A 20,700-nucleotide genomic window follows, 5' to 3' on the forward strand; every position below is an offset into this window, starting at 1 on the left:
GTTTGGCAATAAACCCGATAGCTGGAGAGTTATCGGGTTTGTTTTTTTGTTTCAGGTTTTTGAAAAACTTTGAGTGTAATTTTACCGCAAAGAACGCTAAGAATTACGCAAAGGCCGCAAAGAAGCTTTTATTGAGAATCTAACAGTGCCTATAAGAAAAGTTCGCAAAGCATTAATAGGAAACAAGCTTTACGGACTTCTTATTTTAAATGACTCTAAAGAAATCTTAGCGACCTTTGCGAAAAACTTTGAGTATAATTTTAGCGCAAAGAACGCTAAGAATTTACGCAAAGGCCGCAAAGAAGCTTTTGTTGAGAATCTAATAGCGCCTATAAGAAAAGTTCGCAAAGCTCTATTGGAAACAAGCTTTGCGAACTTCTTATTTTAAATGACCCTAAAGAATCTTAGCGACCTTTGCGAAAAAACTTTGCGCTCTTTACGGTTAAAAAAAACTTAGAACCTAGCATCTCAGAACCTTAGCACCTTTATTTAGTAACTTTAACATGCTTTCCAAAAGTGTACACTGCAGTTATTGTTGGTCCATTATAGCCCCATTTTAAGAAACCGTTTAATCGATCCTGAATAGTATCAACTCTAAAATTCAAACCAGTATAACCTGCAGTAAGGCTGAAATTTTGTACAACATTATATAAAACTGATAAATTATAGCTTATGATTCGTCCATCAGTTTCATCAATTTTTATTGCTAGATAATTTACGTTGGCATATAAACCCCAACGCTTTCCAAGAACAAATTCGCCCCATATTCCAACATCTGGCAGCGGAGCAGTAAAATCAAAACTATCATGATATTCTACACTTTGTGTATTAGCTTCTAATCGTAAGCCGAGATCTGCAAAAAGAACATGCGCACCAATTAATAAACCAGCTTGATATTTAGGTTTAGATAGGATAGCGTATCCATAAGCAATTCTAGCAATCTGTACATTAAAAGTACCTTGAACCCTACCATCTACTGGATACGTATGGTCTCCAAAATTAATATCTCTTTGCAGCGTTTTGGTTGCAGTTCGGTCTAGCACAAAATACTCAAAACCTAATCGTGATCTTTTAGAAATACGCCAGTCAAACGTTCCTAGAAATGATGCGGTTGATTTAGAAAATCCTAAATCATTTTCAAGATCAATTTCAGTACCTATATTTCCGTTATTGCCTTCAACTTTAACGACGGTATTATTTACGGGAAAAAAACCACCGGCAGAAACTTTAAATTTTCTATTGTGCCAGGGCAGATCATCAACGCTATTATCTTGAAAATCGTCAGTTTCAGTTTTAAAAGTTGTTAAGTCTTCATTTTTAGTGGCTTCAGCAACTGTCTGAGCGTTTAGCGGAATCCAAAGGAGCATCATTACCAAAAAAATAAATAATTGTTTCATCAGATTAGTTTTTAAGTTTTTATTAGGTAATATTTAACATTTAAAGTTAGTAAAAATAATCGTTCATTTTTGATTTTGAGGTCGAATTATTTTTTGGAATATGTTGTATATCAGTAAAATAAGGAATTGTGTTAAAATAGTTGGTAGTCTACTGTTTTTATAATTTCGGATTATGTAAATTTAACTTACCGAAAAAACAGTTTTTCCAGTTATTGGAAAGAAGAAATATTAAGCAACTCTAAAAATGACAGAAAATATAAAACGTTATTTCATAAAATCTTTTATTGTATTAGCCGTAATTCATCTAGCTTACTTTTCATATGGTTATTTTACTTTTAAGGGGCTGAAAAATATTAATATTTATACCGAATTCTACCGATTTAAATTTTACGATGACGTTTCGATTTCACACTTTTTTGTAAGCGGATTGTTTTTACTTATTTTCTTGATTTTTCTGATTCGAAATCATTCGAGAGAAAATTATAAAGGTGGTAATCTTTTTAAAGTTGCCATTTGTCTGCTGCTGATTTCATTTTTGACTTTTTCATTTTTTATTAGTTATAGTTTCGGAATGAATGCTAAACTGAAAACAGAATTGTCTGAAAATGATTTTAATAATGACAAAAAACTTTTGAATGTTTTAAATCCGTTTTTGTATGGATATACTTCTTACAGTTCTGAGAAATTATTCAATTACGAGAACATTTTATATCCAAAACCATATCCTGTAATTAAGAAGGAAGATACCATTGTAACGGGCGAATATCCAATTACTGAAACCAGTTATTATAGTATCGATACCATAAAAGCGCTGACAAGCACTTTTGATAAAACAACCCATAAAGCAGATAGTATTTTTGATATTCTTGGTTTTGACAAAGAAGAGTTGTACAAAAGAGTTATCTCAAAAACAGTTATTGGCGATAGTACAGAAATTGTTTTTAAAGGCATTCAGGTTCATCCAGAACATGATAATGATATTTGTATTTTCTTGGAAAACAAATCTTTATTTAGTCCTGTTCATGGAGATTCTATTGGCAAACAAACTTACCAGGCTGCTGTAGATCGTTATAAATTACTGTATAATTCTAAGAAAGATTCACTTACCTATACTTTTCAGAGATTAGACACGATTTTGAGAAAATACAATATCGAAACGAGTTTAGTTCCGAAGCAATTAACTCAAGATGTGTATCATTACAGAGATAACAAAGAGGAACCTCTTAATGGAATTAGAAATACTTTTGATAGAAAAGCTTTAGCAGAAAAAATTAAGACGCTAAATAAGTTATTTTACGAACCTAATTACTTACACCCGAATATTATGGCAATTTATTTTGCTGTAATCGTTTTGGTTTGGATGGCACTCTTTCTGTTTTATCTTATTTTTAATAGAAAGAAAAGTCAATGAAAATGAAAATCACAATGAAAATCACAATGAAAATCACAATGACAATGTGAATGACAATGATAATATCAAAAATCAATAATTAATTTAAAAAATTGAAAATTGATATTGTTATTGAATTTTGTCATTGTAATTGCCATTTTAAACTCTGTGATAATCTGCTTTCCAGTGTACGATGGCTTTTTTGATTGCGTCTCCCGTTAAGTTGTTTTTTAAAACATCTTCTACAAGTGGAATCAATTCGTTGTCTGGCGCAAAACGTAAGGCAAATATCTGATCGTCTGTAAGTTTGTATTCAAATTCTTCAAATCTTTTGCCTGTTAATGTAAAATATCGGTAACGCATTTCTAAACGTACAATTCTATTTTGCAGCGTTAATGCATAGTGTTGGCGAAGCATATAAGCCAATACAAATAAAAATACAAACGCGGCACTTATAAATGACCATATTAAATGATCTTCTGTTGTAATACTCAAATAAATGCTGGCAATTAAAAATAATATTAAAACAGGATAATATATAAAATGGTGTGGGGTGTAAAACCGTATATGATTATAATAAGTCTGAATTTTCATGTTTTTATCTTTAAATGGTAGCTTATAAAAACAAAACTACTCTATATTTCTATAGAGTAGCTTTTTCCCAAAAATAAACTAACATAACCAATGTTCTCTTTATAGACTAAACTTTTTACAGTTTGCTTTGTAAATTTTAATAAGAATTAAAGCCTTTCTTTTCGTGAATCAAATCTTCAATACGGCTTATTTTTCTTTGATGTAAAATTAGATTGAGAGTGGCTGTATTTTGTTATACTTTAAACGGAAAAAGTTACATGATTTCAATATTTGCATTGTAATTATATAAAATTGCTGTCTTTATAATAAGGTTTTAATGATGCTCCATTCGTTGAATTTATCTTGGAAAGCCTTACTGGCATTGGCAGGACTTGTTGATGGAAGTGTAAAAGTTTTATATTCTTTTGTTAAATGAACATATTTTTTAAAAAATGTTGCGGCTTTTTGCCCATTAAAAAGAATGGCTTCTATTTGTGTATGAGTTTCTAAGAAATTTTCAAAATCATTTGCAATTTCATTTTTTATGGCGCTGTCCAAACTTCCAACACGCTCGCAAAATTGTAAGACATCCCAAAGAGCGATATTATTTTTAATTAATAAGCTTTTTCGTATTTCGTAATCCTTGGAAAATACCTCTCCAAGAATCTGAAACATAAATTTCCAAAAGTTATTCTGGTTATGGCCATAATATTGATTGAGTTCTAAAGATTTAGTTCCAGGCATCGTGCCTAAAATCAGAATTTTAGAAGTGGGAGAACTAATAGAAGCAAACGAAAAACTTTTCATACTTGTAAGTTGAATAAATATTGATTTACGTTAAAATAAACATTTATAAGGAATTATAAAACAAAACCAAAAAATTATATAACATTTTTGGCGGGTCTTTAAACGAACTTTGACTTTCAGATTTCTAGAAATAATCTGTTAGCAAATTATAATTTTAAATCCGGCGAACCATGAAAATTGTTACTATAAATACAGAAAAAACTCAAAATATATTTGATGAGCTTCAGACTAGTTTTGGCGGAAAGGTGGCTTTTGACTCAGACGAATATACATTAGAAGTTGAAAATAGTTTTGCTGAAGGTTCAATAATTGGCGCTTCTTTTAACGATAATATCTCTTACGTTCAATTTGACATGACATTTTCAACAGATATTAGACTAGATATTCTAAACGTAAAATCGTCGCCAATTTATTTTGCTTATTGTTCTAAAGGTAATTTATCGCATAGTTTTGGACTAAATGGTGAGGAGCGAAAACTCAAAACATTTCAGACGGCAATTGTTTCATCAAAACAAAATAAGGATAACGTTTTGTTTTTCGAGAAAGGAAAAAAAACAAAACTGACTTTAATTATTGTTGGAACTCAGATTGACGCTGCAAATCAGGCTCATTCTTTAAATCAGCAGGTAAAAGATACTTTTTTTGAAAATAACCAAACATCAGATTTCTTCTATATCGGATCTTATAATTTACAGATTGCCGAAAAAATCGAACAGCTTAATTCGATTACACAAACCGGAGTTGTTAGAAATTTATTAAAAGAAGGAATTATGAGAATCATTCTTGCAATGGAAATTCAACAGCATTCTGATGACTTGCATGCTTTTGCAAACGAGTCAAACGGATTGACATTAAGAGAACTAGAAGAGATCAAAGAACTTTCTGAATTTATAAAATCAAATCCGGAAGAAGCTTTTTCAATTAAATCTTTGAGCAAAAAATCTGGACTTTCTCCAAATAAACTTCAAGAAGGTTTTAAAATGATCCATAATCGCACGGTCAACGATTACATTACGCACATGCGAGTGCTTAAAGCAGAAATTCTTATCAGAACTTCTGATCTAAATATTTCAGAAATAGTGTATTGCATTGGTTTTACCAGCAGAAGCTATTTCTCAAAAATTTTCAAACAAAAATTTAACTGCAGTCCAAAAGAATATAAGTTTAATTTGAATTCTTTGGCTATTACGGCCTAATGGACGAAGTTGTTAAGGTTCTGAGACGCTAAGATTCTAAGCTTTTTTGCCATCTCAAAAAAATAAAGTCGCTAGCTCTAAAGCAATATATAAAATAAAACCCTCAGATTTTGAGTTCTCAAAATCTGAGGGTTTTATCATATTTAAAATAAAAACTTAACACCTTGGCGTCTCAGAAGCTTAGCATGTTTCTAACGTCCAAATCGATAATAATCCAAATCTGTATTTTTTTTGTTGTAAAGTGAATCTAGAATAGAATTTGTTCCTAATATGCTGAAGGTGATTCCGTTTCCGCCGAAACCTAAAATGTAGTGTTCGTTTTTTCTCGGATTTGGCTTTCCGAAATAAGGAAGACCATCTTTAGTTTCTCCGAAAGTTCCTGCCCAGGAATAATCAATTTTAAAATTTAAATCTGGGAATCGTTTAAAAAATTGTTTTAAAAGGTATTGTTCTTTTTTAGGCAGCAATTTATCACGTTTATTGGTGTCTTTAAAATCTTCGTCTCCGCCACCCATTATAATGCGGTTGTCTTCTGTAGTTCTTATGTAATGGTAAGGCGAAGCGGTATCCCAAAATATAGTATGCCTGAAATTTTCTGGAAGATCAGACTGGCTCTCAGAAGCAATTACATAAGTGCTTTTTAAATCGACCACTTTTTCCTTTAAAGTCTCTGTGCTTTCATAACCTGTGCAGTGTATTATGTGATCGGCCGTAATAACATGTTTTGAGTCTGTAGTGGCAATAATTTTACCTTTTTGATGCTGTATGGAAGCAATATTAGTACGGTCAAAAATCTGCATCCCTTTTTCATGACAATGAAATAGAAGATCACTGGCAAGTTTAAACGGATCCATAACAGCTGCAGTTTTAGATTCAATTCCTGCAATGGCATTCAGCCCCATTTTTTGCAATTCTGATCTGCCCAGCCAACTGATTTCAAAACCATGTTGCTTTCGGGCTTTAAACTCATTTTTTAAATAAGGCACATCTTTTTTTAAAGTAGTGAAATAAATGCTTTTTTTGAATTCGAAACCACAATCGCAACCTACTTCATCAATTATATTTCGAAGGTCAAAAATTGCTTTTTTTCCATTCTGATAACTGTCTACGGCGCATCTTGTGCCGCGAAGTTTAATGAGTTGATGGAGTGGAACATCAATTTCATATTGGAGAAGTGCCGTACTTCCAGAAGTGCTTCCGCCACAGACATCGCGACGGTCTACAAGAACAATTTTTTTTCCTTCATTTAGTAATTTATAAGCAGTTAAAGCACCTGTAATGCCGCCGCCAATTATTAAAATGTCGGTGGTAATATCAGAATCTATTGAAGGGTAACTTTGTTTTATGGCATTTTTTAACGGCCAATAGGTTTCAGTAGAGCTCAATTTCATTTTTTGGTTATTTTTTTAGAGGTATTCTTGGTAGTTTTTTTGATGTTATCTGGTTTTGTATTTTTTTCTTTTTTACGATTATGAAGTTCATTTGCTTCGGCAATGGAATGCGAAGTTCTTATAGTTCGGTCTTTCTTTGCCAATTGGCTCAAATGATGATAATATTTCTGGATAATGATCATCTCTTCTTCGGTCATATTTCAATGTCGACTAAACTATTGCTGGATAATTCATTTGATGCCACGAGTTCATTTAGTTTTAACTGAATGGCAAGCGAATCTTTATTTTGCGCTTTTTGAATTAAAAAGACCATTAGAAAAGTAATAATGGTTGTGCCTGTATTGATGACCAATTGCCAAGTTTCAGAATAATCGAAAATAGGTCCCGAAGCCGCCCAGCCCACAACAAGGGCCAACGCACCAATAAAAGCTGGAGTACTCCCCGCAGCTTTAGATACTTTTGTAGCAAACTTTTCGAATGCACTGCTTTTATGTTGGGGTTTAGAACTCATTATTTCTTTGTTTTGGGGTTGCTTACTTTTTCTTCTCGAATAACTTTATTGTTTTTTTCATCATAAACAGCAGGATCAATTTCTTGCCCTGTTTTACTGAATATTTTAATTTTTGGAGCATCATGCGTTCCAGTAATTACGATCGGAAATCCGATGATTCCAAAAAGCGGAAGACCTAAACGCATTCTCAGATCCAAAAGCCCGTCAAAGCTTGTAGTTCCTTTAATGGTTGGCCTAAAACTGGCTACACTAAAGGTAAATGGCTCAATATTTATAAGATTTTTATCTATTGTCGATTTAATTTCAATTCCTTTCATATCAGGATTATTCAAACCGTTTTGCCCTGTTTTAGAACTGATTCCATCAAAAAGTTTCAATCCTTTAATTTTCACATCACGTAAATTAATCGTTCCTCCACCTTGCATTGATTCATAAATTGGCCCCATATTTCCGTCCAAATCTCCTTTTACCTTATAGTCGACAGAAATTATTCCGTGTGCTTTTTCAGCTGCTGTGACCATATCATGAAACATCGGAATTTCTTTGTAAGCTCTCTGTACATCAAAGTCTTTTGCCGTAAAATGAGCATCAAAATGTGCAGAGGTTGGAGACTCATCTTTATAAAAAGCATTAATCCCTAAAACACAGTCAATGATATTAAAGGTAATATTTTCTAAGTAAAATCCTTCTTTTTTTACACCTATTTTTCCATTTAGTTTGTTAAAAACCAATTTATTATATTCAATTTTATCTGCATTGGCATTTAAACTTACATTTAGGTTTTTCGGAATAATGACCACACCGCTCATTTTCGGATGATCTTCTTTGGCATATTCCACTTTAATGTCTCGATCATTATTTTCGCCTTCTTTGAGCGCCATAAATTCATCCACGTTAATCAATTTTGATTTCAGATTGAAATTACCGCTCAAAGTTCCTTTTGATTCTAAGAAGTAATTAATAGTGTTCAACAGATAGCCATTGATGTCAAAATCTGATTTTCCATAAGCAGCATTGAATTTTTCAAACCACATTTTTTCGTTCTGAAAACGGAAATTTCCCTGTTTGATAAAGAACGCTTTCGGAAACAATTCGGAGGTTGCTTTTATATTTTTTAGAAGTAAAGTTCCTTTATTATGTAGTTTGTCATACTGACCCGTTGTGGCATAACTTTGTTTTCCTTTTAAAGAAAGATCAGCTTTGGCATAACCTGTTAAATCCAAACCTTTTTGTGAGAATACCTGATAGATTCGGCCCACATTCAACTCGCCTTTAATCTTTGCATTATAAGCCAAATCGCTAAAATCGGATAATGTAGCATTGACATAAACAGGGTTTCCTTCAAAAGCAAAAGAGAAAGGTGCCACAGCAATGATCAAATCTTGATAGGTTCCCGCTTTATTCAGCATATTGGCTATAAAAGTGATATTGGTAATAGGATTTGGATAATACTTTGTTTTTAGCCATCCGTTTCGCAAAGAAATACCGCCAATAGTTTTTGGGAATAATTTTTTTGAAGTGCTAAAAAGCCCGCGAGCCTGAATATCGGTTTTTAAAATTCCTTTTAAATCCATGTTTTCAAGCCCTAAGGCAGCATCTACTACAGCAAGGTCTAAAGCACCTTTTACGCTTGCATTTATCGACATTTCGCTTAAACCTTTGCTGTGCAGATAAGCATTAAAATAATCTTTTTCGCCAACTTTAAATTTCAATGTTCTCAAATTAACCAGCAATTGTTCGGTATCCAGAGACGGGAGCATGGCATTCAAATTCATTTGAAAATCAGTTAAAGGGACAGGAGCATTTTTATAGTTTACCGAACCTTCGCTGATTTTTAAATTAAAAGCTAAGTTTGGTTTTTGTTTTTTCTGAACGTTGTAATCTCCTTTAAAACTAAGAAGCAAATCGCTTCTTCCTGAAATTTCTGTTTTTTCAAGCCACGTTAAATATTCGGGAGGCATTACAGAAAGTAAATCTTTTACAGTTGTATTTTCAGAAGCTGCTTTTATATTGATTTTATATCCGTCTCTTAAAATGGTAAATAAACCTGTAAATTTTAGAGGCAGTTTATTGATATGAAGTTCATTTTTTTGAAGGATAAAGGTAAGTGCATGCGTATTGATGCGGGTAATTAAATCGGCGCTCACTTTTTTTCTTCTCAAATAGCCAGTTCGATCATAAAAGAAATCTAGATTGTCAATTTTGGCATCGGTTGCGAGGTCAAAAATATCTTCACTCAAATTTCCTTTTCCGATATAATTAAAGCCTTTTGCGTCAACCAAAATCTTTGCGGAACGGTCGTTATATTTTACATGACAGTTTTGTAAATCAATGCGTTCTAGTCGAATTGCAGTTCCTTCTTCAGGAGCATTCGGATCTTCTTTTTTATCTCTGTCTTCAGGAGCTACATAAATGTTATAATTGGCCTGACCTTTTTCATTGACCATTACATTAATCAAAGCATCAGAAACATACAGTTTGTTGATTTTAACTTCGTTATCAAAAAGCAATCTCTTAATGTCAATTCCAAAAGCCACCTGATCTGCTTTCAGCAATGTATCATTGCTGAAAGGCTTAGAACCCGTTAATGACAAATCATCAAGAGCAACAGTTAGTGAAGGGAAATGTGTAAAAAATGACAGCTTAGATTTAGTAAATTCCAATTTGGTATCCAGACGTTCGTTGGCGATTTTCTTTACTTCTGAGGCAATTTTTCCAGGAAAAAGCAGCGGAATTATAAACAGCAAAAACAGAATCACTGCAATTGTAATTCCAGTAATTTTTAAAACTTTTAAGGCGGTATGTTTTATTGAACTAGGCATATACTTTTTGATTGTGAATTATAAATTGTGAATTATGAATTGTGAAACATACGCTCAGGAAAGCATAAAATGAGAATTGGAATTTTGGAACTTAAAATTTGGAATTATTTTTTGGCATCTTCCTGTTTTTGCTGTTCTTCTTTCTCTTTCTGTTCCTTTTCCTTGGCAGCTTTTTCCTGTTCCTCTTGCTTCTCTTGTCTTGCTTCTTGTTTCTCTTTTTTCGCTTCCTCTTGTTTTTCTTTTCTTTCCTCAGCCTTCTCCTTTTTCTCCTTTTCTTTTTTCTTGAAGTAACCTCTAAAAAGGAAATTACTTTTTGCAGCTTCCATATTTTCGCTGAAACCTTTTGTTCCAGTTTCTAGATTAGAAAGCGTATTCGAAACGCTGTTGGCCATTTTATCGTCTTTCACCAATCTTGCTAAAGCACCGTTCCCATTGTTCATGCTGTGGCTGAAAATGGCAAGTTCCTCAGAAATGATACCGACATTATCTACACTTTTCTTCACGCTTTTCATCAGATCCTGCATTTCAATTCCGTCAACAGAAGCAATCTGTCCGTTGTCTTCGATAACTTTTTTAGATTTGGCGCCGGGTGAAATGGTCAGCACTTTGTCGCCCATTAGACCATCTGAACCAATACTGGCTGTTGCATCGGTTTTAATAAATTTTCGAACTTCTTCCTTCATTACTAAAACCACTACGACTGTTGAGTCATTTTTTAGCTGAATTTGTTCTACGGTTCCCACATTAATTCCAGAGAAACGAACATTGTTTCCGACTTCTAAACCGCTTACCGTTTTAAATTGAGAAGTAATATGAAAGGTAGATCCGAAAAGGTTTTGCTGCTTTCCGATAAAGTATACGGCCATTATAAAAAGCAGTAAACCTATCGTTACAAACATTCCCAATTTCCAAGTATATCCAGATTGCTTTTCCATGATTTCTATTATTTATTTTGCTTTATTCAAAAAATGAGCGTACCCATTCGTCTTCGTCTTTTTCTAATTCTTCGTATGTTCCTTCGGCGTGAATCACCCCCTCTTTTAAAACCACAATTCGGTCGGCGGTCATTTTTGCGCAGGCCATATCGTGGGTGATAATAATGGAAGAGGTTTTTTGTTTGTGTTTAATGTCCAGAATCAATTCACTTATTTCTCTTGATGTTATAGTGTCCAAACCCGTTGTGGGTTCGTCATACAAAATGATTTCTGGTTTTAAGATTAAAGTGCGAGCCAAGCCAATTCTTTTTCTCATACCACCCGAAAGTTCAGACGGCATTTTATCTACGGCATCTGCCAGTCCTACATTTTCTAGCGCTTCCATTACTTCGTTTTCCACTTCTTCAGGGCTTAAATCTCGTTTGTGTTTGGTCAATGTAAAAGCTAGATTTTCTCTAACTGACATCGAATCGTAAAGTGCTCCGCTTTGGAACAAAAATCCGATTCGGACTCTAATTTCATTCAGCTCGCTTTTTGAGATATTAAGAACGTTTTGATCAAAAACTTTAATTTCGCCTTTGTCTGGTTCAATCAATCCCACAATACATTTTATGGTAACCGATTTTCCAGAGCCTGAACGTCCTAAAACCACTAAATCTTCGCCTTTATTCAAAGTGAGATTTACGCCTTTTAAAACGGCATTATCTTTACCAAAAGTTTTATGCAGATCTTTAATCTCGATAATTGGAGTCTGATCTTTTTCTTTTGTTTTAGGTTCTTTATGTAATTTTTCCTTCATCATTTTAAAAGAATAAATCGGTTATTTGTACAGCGACCATATCGATAATAAAAATGCTCAACGATGCTGTTACCACAGCAGAATTGGCAGCTTGTCCCACGCTTTCTGTTCCGTTAGAAGCATTAAAACCTTTGTAACAGCCAATAATTCCGATAAAAAATCCAAAAAAGAAAGTTTTGAGAGTGGCTGGAAGCAGATCTAAGTATTCTAAAGACTGTACAATCTGGGTTAAAAAGCGGTAAAAGTTGACATCGCCATGAATGTTAATGCCTACATAACCGCCAATAATTCCAATTGCATCTGCAAAAAACACCAAAATAGGAACCATCAAAGTACAGGCTAGAACTCTTGTCACTACCAAATAGTTGTACGGATTTACCGCTGACACTTCCATGGCGTCGATCTGTTCTGTAACTTTCATCGATCCTAGTTCGGCACCGATTCCAGAGGAAATTTTTCCTGCACAAATCAAAGCAGTGATTACTGGAGCAATTTCTCTTATTAGCGAAAGCGCCACCATTCCAGGAAGCCAAGATTCGGCACCAAATTTCACCAATGTTGGGCGTGATTGAAGCGTAAGCACCAGCCCCATAATAAAGCCTGTGATAGCAACCAATGGAAGAGATCTATAGCCAATGACATAACATTGTCTGAGAAACTCTTTGGTCTCATAAGGCGGAATCAAAACTTCCTTAAAGAACCTTTTGGCGAATATAGTCGTCTCTCCAATTTCGGCGAATGTATTTTTAATATTGAGAATCAAAATAGTTTTGTTTTTAGTGTGAATTATGTAATTTGAAAATCAATTATTTAACAGTTTTTTTCAACTCATTAAATTCTATACGAAAGTTAGCCCTATACTTGTTAAAATATATTACACAACTTTTTTGAAGCCTTATATAATTTTCATAAACACGCAATAATTCAAATAAATCGACATTTTGAGACCAAACAAAAAAATCCCTTTCATTACGAAAGGGATCTAAATTGATTTTTACTTTTTTAGCTAAATATTATTCTGTAAATTTTTTAAATATAGAACTGGCTACATGACCACCAAATCCAAAAGTATTACTCATTGCATAATTCACTTCTCTCGATTGTGCTTTTCCAAGAGTTAGATTAAATTTGTCTGCAAAATCTCCTTCTACGTTTTGAGTGTTTATAGTTGGTGGTACAATATTTTCTTGAACAGATTTTATGCAGGCAATTGCTTCAATTGCTCCTGCACCGCCAAGTAAATGTCCAGTCATTGATTTTGTGGCACTTATATTCGCGTTTGGATTTATTCCAAATACTTTTTCAACAGCTTTAAGTTCACTTAAATCACCAGTTGGAGTAGAAGTTGCATGGGCGTTAATGTAATCAATTTGATTTGGTGTAATTCCAGCTTCCTCTAAAGCAAGTTCCATTCCTAAAACGGCACCTTCACCTTCAGGATGAGTTCCTGTTAAATGGTAGGCATCGGCAGCTAATCCGCCACCAACAATTTCGGCTAGGATTACTGCATTTCGTTTTATAGCATGTTCATAGCTTTCTAAGATAACAACTCCGGACCCTTCGCCCAAAACAAATCCATCTCTTGTGATATCAAAAGGGCGTGAAGCTTTGGTGTAATCTTCATTTAATGTAGACAATGCTTTTGAAGCATTGAAACCTCCAATTGAAGATTCTGAAACCGAAGCCTCAGAACCGCCGCTAATAATCATATCAGCTTTGCCCCAGCGAATGTAATTAAATGCATCTATGATGGAAGTATTACTCGCAGAACAAGCCGCAGCTGTAGTGTAATTTATCCCTCGAAGACCATATTTAATAGAAATAACTCCCGAAGCTATGTTAACGATTCTTTTTGGTATAAAAAAAGGACTAAATCGTGGAGATCCATTTCCTAGTTTATATTCTCCAAATTGTTCTTCAAAAGTTGATATACCTCCGTCACCGCAGCCCCATATTACACCAATTCTGTTTTTATTTAAGTTTTCAAAATTGATATTGGCATTTTTTATGGCTTCGTCTGTAGCATGCAGAGCATACTGTGTAAAAAGATCGTATTTCCTAATCTCATTTTTTTCGAAAATTTGCTGTGCATCAAAGTTTTTAACCTCACATGCAAATTTAGTTTTGAAATGTGTTGTATCAAATCTTGTAATTGGAGCTGCACCGCTTACTCCATTTATTAATGAATTCCAATATTCCTGAACACTATTTCCAATCGGAGTTACTGCCCCTAATCCTGTTATGACGACTCTTTTCATTATTTCTTAGGTCTTAATTCTGTTAATATTGTTTCTTTTACCAATTCAAAATCATCGTCGCTTGTTAGTCTTGATAGCTGGACGATCGCGACCATATTGGTAATTATCATTATGGCTTTTGTTCTAGGTAACATTTCATAGGCAAATTGGTTAAGTTCTTTTCCTTCGATTAAAATTTCAGTTAGCCAATTGATTACAATTTGGGCAAATTTCTGAAGTTCTGTTTTTATGGAATTGTCTAGTGTATTTAAGTCTGTAGCTAATGATCCTACTATACAGACCTTATTTTCCTTTTTAATTTGTGTCTGAACCTCTAAAAAAGCTTGAAGTTTTACTAATGGAGACTCATTGGCAACTTTTTTCTTTAAAGCTTCACATCTTGCAATATGTTCCTTAATGGTCGCTACGCCAAGATCTGATTTTGTTGGGAAATGATAATGAATAGAAGCCGTTTTTATGCCTATATCATTAGAAATATCTTTAAAGCTAAACGCATTGTAGCCTTTATCTCGAATAAATTGATCTGCTTTATCTATAATATTTTCTTTTGTAGTCATAGCGATAATTTTTACGACAAAGATACTACCTATTAGTAGATAGGCAAATTTATTTCAATATATTTTATAAACAAAAAATCCCTTTCATTAAGAAAGGGATTTTCAGGGTTTAAATGAAGTATTTGGTTAGCTTCAATTTCTTTTGTTATAAATTTATAGCAATGCCGCTTCGTGATTTCATTAAAGGAATGACACGTGATTGTGACATGGCCAGTTTTTCCATTAATAATCTTGCGGTTAAATAGCAAACTGTAGATTCTGCACCTTGATTTAGATTGACATTATGTTTCTCAAGTCCGTCGTAACCACCGCCGCTTACTGGATTATACATAATCTGGTTCAAATGATTTTTTCCTAAAAACCAGTTAAATGCGGCTCTCATTTTCTTTTTGTATTCTGGATTTTTAAAGGCATTATAAAATGCATTTAAAGTCTGAATCGTGTAGGTAACATCAATTGGCTGTTCTCCGTACTGGCTTGGTTCTGAGCCTTTATGATGCCAGCTTTGGTTTGAAATAGCTTTGAAAGTTCCTTTTATAAACGTTTTTGAAATCAAGAAATCTAAAGAGTCCAATGCTACTTTTTTGTAAACTGGTTTATTGGTAATTAAATAAGCGTAAAGCATTGATTCTGGCAAAATGCTGTTTCCATACGTCAGATAATTTTCAAACCATTGCCAATCTTCTGTGGCAGTGTCTTCGTAATTCGCCAGCAATTTTGCATTTAGCTTATTGATGATAGCTGCAACATACAAATTCGGAATGGTTGAATGGTATAAATACAATCCTTTTGTAGCAAAACCAATTGAACGAGGCGATTGGATATTTTCAGCCCATTTTAAGGTATTCAATAAACATTTGGTTGCCTTTTTAGTTATAGCTTCTGGGAGAATATCCGACATAGAAACAACAGTTCCTAAAGCCCAAATGGCTCTTGCATTTGAATCTTCAAGATTTACTTCGGCATTTTGCTCAATATGTTCGCGGTTTTCCTTATCGACATAATTGATAAAATCTCCTTTTGGTTTCTGACAACGCTGAATGAAATCTAAATAAATTAAGATGTAAGCAAGATCATCTTTGTCTTGAGTCAGTTTATAATGCATGCAAAACGCTATTAAAGCTCTTGCATTATCATCTAAAGTATATCCAGAATCTAAATCCGGAATAGAAATTTTACTGAACTGAATAATTCCTAATTCTGTAGTCAGTTTTTTGATATGTTTCAGCTGAATAGGAGGGTAGCTGTATTTAATTTCTGAAGGATTTTTGAATAGGTTTTTATAAGTATTCATTTGCGTGATGGCAACATTTTCCCATGATGAAGCTCTCATTTTGGTAAATGAATTAATTCCCATTTCGTGTCTTAAATTCTCATCTTCAATCAATTTAATTGCTGAGGCCGCAAATTGATCAGCATCTCCAATATCACATAAAATTCCAGAATCTGGAGTTAAAACCTCTCTGGTGTGCGGAATTTTAGATGCCACGATCGGACACGCACAACTCATCGCGTAAGCAAATGTGCCGCTCACTGCCTGATTCGGGTCTTTTGACGTAAACATATAAATATCTGTTGCTTTTAAATATTCTAAGAGCTCATCGGTATCCAAATATTTATTAATGAAGCGTACATTGTCTTGAAGATTTAATTCTTTAACTAAACCTTCCAATTTATCACGATACGTGTCAATTCCGTCTTTAATTAAGTTAGGGTGTGTTTTGCCAATAATAAGATACAAAGCATTTGGCGCTTTTTCGATAATTTTTGGCAGAGCCTGTAAGCCTGTTTCTATATTTTTACCTTCGCCCAAAAGTCCGAAAGTAGCCAAAACCAATCTATCTTGAATTCCTAATTTTTCTTTTGCCTGTTCTGGAGTTTCGTATATCACAATATGAGTTCCATGAGGCACGCAAGTAATTATTTCTTCATTGATATCGTAGTCTTTGATTAAAATTTCTTTCGATTTATTAGTCATCACAAAAACCGAATTGCTGTAGTCCAATAGCAGTCTTACGAATGTTCTCAATTCGTCATTCGGATTCGGAATTACGCTATGAAACGTAAATGTAACAGGCGCTTTAATAACATTTAAAAAATCTAAGAGATGGTCACCATAATTTCCTGAAAACAAACCAAATTCATGCTGAATATGCACTAATTTCACAGTTTCATCTTGATTAATTTCCTCGGCAACTCTAGCGTATTCTTCTCGATTTTTAGTGTTTAAGGTAAATGCCTGCGTTGGCTGATCTTTGGGTTTATCAACAAGTTCGCATATTTCGCATTTGATAGATTTACCGTAAACATCTGTGATTCCTTTGATGGTATCTTGAGTATAGGTTGCTATGCCACATTGCGTAGGCGGAAAAGTAGATAAAAAAACGATTTTTGATTTATTTGATATTGTTTTCATGAGAGTTCATTTTTAATTCGGTTAATAACTCGTTAAGGTTCAGAGATGCCACCGCAATCTTATCATCGGCAGCGCCATAATAAATATATAGTTGGTCATCAAAAATGGCAGTCCCTGTCGGGAAAACCACATAATTGACATAGCCATGTCTTTCGTAATATTCTGAGGGAGTAATAATGGGTTTTGGCAGTCTTGCAATAACTTTTGACGGATCTTCTAAATCCAGTAAAACAGCTGCGGCATGATAAACCAAACCTTTCTCTCTCCTTTCAGCAGCATGATAAATTAAAAGCCAGCCGTCTGCTGTTTCTATCGGCGGGGCTCCAGGACCAATATGACTTGTTTCGTGATCATATTTTGGTTCCATTACAATATGATCGGGAAGATTTTTTAAATAGTTTTTCCAAAAATCTTCTGTCAGTTCTGATTTCTTTTCAAACGAAAAAATCTGAATGGATGGAAATAAGCGATGCAGGGCAACAAACTTTCCATTAAATTTCTTCGGAAAAAGAACCACATTTTTATCCCATACAAACAGATTCTCTTTAATAGTTTCCGTAAGCGGATAATTTCTTTCCGTATTAAAAGCTAAGATCTTTGCAATGCTCGGATTCTGTAAATGCTTTCTAATAAGATTTGTAAATTCGTTAAGAATAAATTTTGGCGTTATAATTCCCTTCTTCTTAAAAATTTTTAAATCTTTTGAAACTGCCAAAGCGCCACAAGCATTAATTCCATCATAAGTAACGTAAGTCATGTAAAACCTGTCGTCTATTTTAGTGATTCTCGGATCTTCTACACCATGAATCTCATAAATGTAATCTGGCACAAAAACCGGCTGAGTGCTTCTTTCAACTAATGTAGTTGGACCTTCAAAACGACAATATCCAATGGTTGAAAAATTTCCTCTTTTGGCCGCTCTGTAAAACATGTGTACAGTATTTCCGTCTTGATAAATGGCAGGATTTAAAACACCTAATTCCTCAAAAGCCCGATCTGTTTTTTCTAAGATGACACCATGTTTCCTAGCTTCTTCCATTACCCTTAAAAATTTTATCTAAAATTACTTTGAGATGGAAGCGGCAATTAATCCAATCGATCAAAAAATTAACTCAAAAGCGTAAACATGGTAATTCTGTAAGGCTTTGAAATAATAGTGAAAGTGGCGTGAGTTCTAGTGTTGTTTTAGTTTTATTGAGATAATAATAAAGCGCATAGAGTTAACAAGATTTGTAGGAATAAAAGAACTTTGAGATAAACAAAAAGGCTTATAAAAACAGTCATATTAAGAACTTAAAAATCAAATATTATGTTACGTTGGACAGTTATATTTATCATTTTGGCTATTATAGCCGGAATTTTTGGTTTTGGCGGAATTGCCGCTGGAGCCGCAAGTATTGCAAAGGTTTTATTCTTCATCTTTTTAGTGCTATTTATTATATCATTAATAACAGGAAGAAGAAAAGTTTGATTTTAAGGGGACAAAGTACCAAAGTTCCAGAGTTACAAAGTGTAAAGTATTTTAACCTTTGTAACTTTGTCTCTTTGCAACTTTGTCCCTTCAATTAGTACCATTTTGCATAATATTTCCGAGTTATAAATGCTATCGGAATCCCTACACAAAAAATCACAATAAGTATCGAAAGCAATAGCGGAAAATCTAGTTTTTTTTCTGGTAAAACTGGAAATACGATGGGGAGAACCACAAGATTCATTACAACCCAAATAAAGAAGCCATAAGAAACTCCCGAGAGTAAAGTGTTTATTTTAAAAAATGGGATATAAGGGAAAATCTTAAAATAAAACCAAGCAAAAATAAAAGCAATTAAGAAATGAAGTCCCAAACCCACAAAAGTCATTTCTGTTCCTGCTGTATAAGCCTCTTTTTTAAAAATTCCGCTTGCAATAGATTGTAAAATTTTTTCTGCTGTTGTTTTATGTAATATTCCTGCGTAAATCAAAATAGCGGCAGTAATATCTAATGTCCCTGCAACTAAACCAGATGAAACAATGGTTCTAACTTTTGATCTCATAAAAATTGTTTTGAGTTAAATACTGATTTATTGTTTTTTAATATGTTCGTAAATCGATTTTAACTGCTGCGTATGTCTCTGCGTGTGCACAATGGCAAAATGAAGCCATTCGTAAATCGTGAAATATTCAAAACCAGGTACTTTAGCATCCAAGCATGTCAGTGTTAAATCGTAAGTTTCTGCAGCTTCAAACAAATCATTTTGTATTTTTTTTACAGAAGCCAGCAGAGTGCCTTTTTCATACTCAATAGCAGGAGGTTTTATGTTTTCGGGTGATTGGTATTTAGTAGTATAATCTAAAAAGATGGAGTCGAGTCCTTTTACATTTTCGTCAGGTTCTCTATTGGTTTTTTCGGTTTTTCCAGCAAATAGCATGGTAAGACCTGAGCAGGCTAGAATACTATGCTGTGCGGTTTGTCCAGCCGTCCAGCTTCCTTCAAACGGAACAACATTGATTTCTTCTTTTGAAAAAGAAGAAAGTAAGTCGCCCAATTTACTGTAGGTTTCAAGTATGGTATTTTGAATAGCGCTCTTCATTTTTTTAATTTTAGAAATTGAAAATTCGACAGTAAAGGTTTACCGATTGGTTAAGAAAACCTCAGTACATAATCTGGCGAAATTAAATTTATAGAATTAGGGGAAATGATACTCCTTCAAATATACAATAAAAAATATTAAAATGCTATAATTCAGGTATTTGAGAAGTGTTAATTTTTAAGGAAGCACTTCGCAGAAGTAACCGTGCGAATTTAAAATGTCGATAATTTTTGTATTCGAAATGGCGGGTGCATGAATGCGGAGGATTTTGTCACAATCTTCTAAATCGAAGTTGATTGAGCCGTTGGGATAGTGCTCAAGAAGCTTCTCAATGATGATGTTGCATTGAGATTCTTCTTGAACATTTGTTTTAAAAACTTCAATCATAAAGTTTTGATTTTTAGAGCGCTATATTTTTATAACGTTGTATTCTGTGATATGTTACATAAGAAATAATTAAAACTGCAAAAACAATTAAAGGAAAGAATCCTTGAAAACCGATTCCGTCAACCGCAAAATGGCTTATGGAAGCAAAAATGAAATCAAAAGCAAATCCTGCATAAGCCCATTCTTTGATTCGCCCTGGCACTTGTGGAATAATTAAAGCTAAAACGCCAAGGATTTTAAACACGACTAATGCATTTCCGAAATATTCTGGATAACCCAAATGTTTGATTCCTTCTTTGGCTAATTCTGTTTGAGAAGTCAATGCCGGCATAACGCCTTCAAATAAAAAGATTAAAATAGTAGTAGTCCAGAAAATGATTTTGGTTGTCTTCATTGGGTATTTGTTTAAAAGATTATTAGTTAATGTATTACAAATGTACTATTCTTATTTTTTAACAAAATACCTATTTATGACTATTTTGGGGGCATTTGGGACATTCTTGATTTTAGATTTTAGAAGTTAGATTTTAGATTGAAAATAGTTCTCGCAAAGGCGCAAAGGCGCAAAGTTTTTATTTTAAAGCCACAGATTCAAAAGATTTAAAGGATTTGTTTCTCGCAGATTTGGCAGATTATTTATTAAAAAATCTAATCTGCCAAATCTGCGAGAGCTAAAAATAAAATTGCGACT

General features: G+C 33.6%; 19 protein-coding genes and 1 pseudogene. 3 read left to right on the plus strand and 17 right to left on the minus strand.

The annotated features are described in order from the left end of the window. Window positions 1-485: 485 nt before the first annotated feature. Window positions 486-1,397, minus strand: a complete 912-nt coding sequence (locus BB050_RS15620) for a hypothetical protein (protein WP_066034193.1) — start codon at window positions 1,395-1,397, stop codon at window positions 486-488. Window positions 1,398-1,641: 244 nt separating this feature from the next. Between BB050_RS15620 and BB050_RS15625 the strand changes: the two genes are divergently transcribed. Next, the gene (locus BB050_RS15625) at window positions 1,642-2,808 is read left to right on the plus strand and encodes a hypothetical protein (protein WP_066034194.1); all 1,167 of its coding nucleotides are present in this window, start codon (window positions 1,642-1,644) and stop codon (window positions 2,806-2,808) included. 138 nt (window positions 2,809-2,946) lie between these two features. On the opposite strand, the gene BB050_RS15630 is transcribed toward BB050_RS15625, so the two are convergent. After that, window positions 2,947-3,381 (minus strand): DUF6526 family protein, encoded by a 435-nt coding sequence (locus BB050_RS15630; protein ID WP_008467772.1) that lies wholly within the window; start codon window positions 3,379-3,381, stop codon window positions 2,947-2,949. Between the two features lie 300 nt (window positions 3,382-3,681). Continuing rightward, complete coding sequence (locus BB050_RS15635) at window positions 3,682-4,167, minus strand: DNA-deoxyinosine glycosylase (RefSeq protein ID WP_066034195.1); 486 nt, start codon at window positions 4,165-4,167, stop codon at window positions 3,682-3,684. A 170-nt stretch (window positions 4,168-4,337) separates the two neighbouring features. Here BB050_RS15635 and BB050_RS15640 point away from each other — a divergent pair, with 170 nt between their 5' ends. Then, the gene (locus BB050_RS15640) at window positions 4,338-5,363 is read left to right on the plus strand and encodes a helix-turn-helix domain-containing protein (RefSeq protein WP_008467767.1); all 1,026 of its coding nucleotides are present in this window, start codon (window positions 4,338-4,340) and stop codon (window positions 5,361-5,363) included. A gap of 191 nt (window positions 5,364-5,554) precedes the next feature. On the opposite strand, the gene BB050_RS15645 is transcribed toward BB050_RS15640, so the two are convergent. From BB050_RS15645 to BB050_RS15690, 10 genes and pseudogenes are all read right to left on the minus strand, one after another. Continuing rightward, window positions 5,555-6,754, minus strand: coding sequence for an NAD(P)/FAD-dependent oxidoreductase (locus BB050_RS15645; protein WP_008467765.1), 1,200 nt, complete (start codon window positions 6,752-6,754; stop codon window positions 5,555-5,557). Beyond that, window positions 6,751-7,265 (minus strand): annotated as a pseudogene (locus BB050_RS15650) (low affinity iron permease family protein). Before BB050_RS15650 ends, BB050_RS15645 begins: the two are co-directional and overlap by 4 nt. Beyond that, the gene (locus BB050_RS15655; RefSeq protein WP_083219852.1) at window positions 7,265-10,087 is read right to left on the minus strand and encodes an AsmA family protein; all 2,823 of its coding nucleotides are present in this window, start codon (window positions 10,085-10,087) and stop codon (window positions 7,265-7,267) included. The pseudogene BB050_RS15650 and the gene BB050_RS15655 overlap by 1 nt, the downstream one beginning before the upstream one ends. Window positions 10,088-10,191: 104 nt before the next feature. After that, the gene (locus BB050_RS15660) at window positions 10,192-11,022 is read right to left on the minus strand and encodes an MlaD family protein (protein WP_066034196.1); all 831 of its coding nucleotides are present in this window, start codon (window positions 11,020-11,022) and stop codon (window positions 10,192-10,194) included. A gap of 22 nt (window positions 11,023-11,044) precedes the next feature. Beyond that, window positions 11,045-11,821 carry an ABC transporter ATP-binding protein gene (locus BB050_RS15665; RefSeq protein WP_370516257.1) on the minus strand — a complete coding sequence of 259 codons (777 nt, stop codon included), beginning with the start codon at window positions 11,819-11,821 and terminating at the stop codon, window positions 11,045-11,047. 4 nt (window positions 11,822-11,825) lie between these two features. Then, window positions 11,826-12,584 carry an MlaE family ABC transporter permease gene (locus BB050_RS15670; RefSeq protein ID WP_008467754.1) on the minus strand — a complete coding sequence of 253 codons (759 nt, stop codon included), beginning with the start codon at window positions 12,582-12,584 and terminating at the stop codon, window positions 11,826-11,828. A 250-nt stretch (window positions 12,585-12,834) separates the two neighbouring features. Beyond that, complete coding sequence (fabF, locus tag BB050_RS15675) at window positions 12,835-14,079, minus strand: beta-ketoacyl-ACP synthase II (RefSeq protein WP_066034198.1); 1,245 nt, start codon at window positions 14,077-14,079, stop codon at window positions 12,835-12,837. Further along, window positions 14,079-14,636: a TetR/AcrR family transcriptional regulator gene (locus BB050_RS15680; protein ID WP_008467749.1), complete on the minus strand. Its 558-nt coding sequence runs from the start codon at window positions 14,634-14,636 to the stop codon at window positions 14,079-14,081. Before BB050_RS15680 ends, fabF begins: the two co-directional genes overlap by 1 nt. A 145-nt stretch (window positions 14,637-14,781) precedes the next feature. Beyond that, a complete protein-coding gene (locus tag BB050_RS15685) occupies window positions 14,782-17,052 on the minus strand; it encodes a glycosyltransferase (RefSeq protein ID WP_066034199.1) in 2,271 nt (756 codons plus the stop codon). Beyond that, window positions 17,033-18,091, minus strand: a complete 1,059-nt coding sequence (locus BB050_RS15690; protein ID WP_066034200.1) for a glycoside hydrolase family 130 protein — start codon at window positions 18,089-18,091, stop codon at window positions 17,033-17,035. Before BB050_RS15690 ends, BB050_RS15685 begins: the two co-directional genes overlap by 20 nt. Before the next feature lie 270 nt (window positions 18,092-18,361). Between BB050_RS15690 and BB050_RS15695 the strand changes: the two genes are divergently transcribed. Continuing rightward, window positions 18,362-18,523 (plus strand): DUF1328 family protein, encoded by a 162-nt coding sequence (locus BB050_RS15695; RefSeq protein ID WP_008467744.1) that lies wholly within the window; start codon window positions 18,362-18,364, stop codon window positions 18,521-18,523. Window positions 18,524-18,617: 94 nt separating this feature from the next. On the opposite strand, the gene BB050_RS15700 is transcribed toward BB050_RS15695, so the two are convergent. From BB050_RS15700 to BB050_RS15715, 4 genes are all read right to left on the minus strand, one after another. Further along, window positions 18,618-19,085, minus strand: coding sequence for a hypothetical protein (locus tag BB050_RS15700; protein ID WP_008467741.1), 468 nt, complete (start codon window positions 19,083-19,085; stop codon window positions 18,618-18,620). A gap of 27 nt (window positions 19,086-19,112) precedes the next feature. Beyond that, window positions 19,113-19,622 (minus strand): DinB family protein, encoded by a 510-nt coding sequence (locus BB050_RS15705; RefSeq protein WP_066034201.1) that lies wholly within the window; start codon window positions 19,620-19,622, stop codon window positions 19,113-19,115. Window positions 19,623-19,799: 177 nt separating this feature from the next. Next, window positions 19,800-20,009 (minus strand): hypothetical protein, encoded by a 210-nt coding sequence (locus tag BB050_RS15710; protein ID WP_008467738.1) that lies wholly within the window; start codon window positions 20,007-20,009, stop codon window positions 19,800-19,802. A gap of 13 nt (window positions 20,010-20,022) precedes the next feature. Then, window positions 20,023-20,403, minus strand: coding sequence for a DoxX family protein (locus BB050_RS15715; protein WP_066034202.1), 381 nt, complete (start codon window positions 20,401-20,403; stop codon window positions 20,023-20,025). Window positions 20,404-20,700: the final 297 nt, after the last annotated feature.

The organism is Flavobacterium anhuiense, assembly GCF_001705175.1.
GTDB lineage: Bacteria > Bacteroidota > Bacteroidia > Flavobacteriales > Flavobacteriaceae > Flavobacterium > Flavobacterium anhuiense.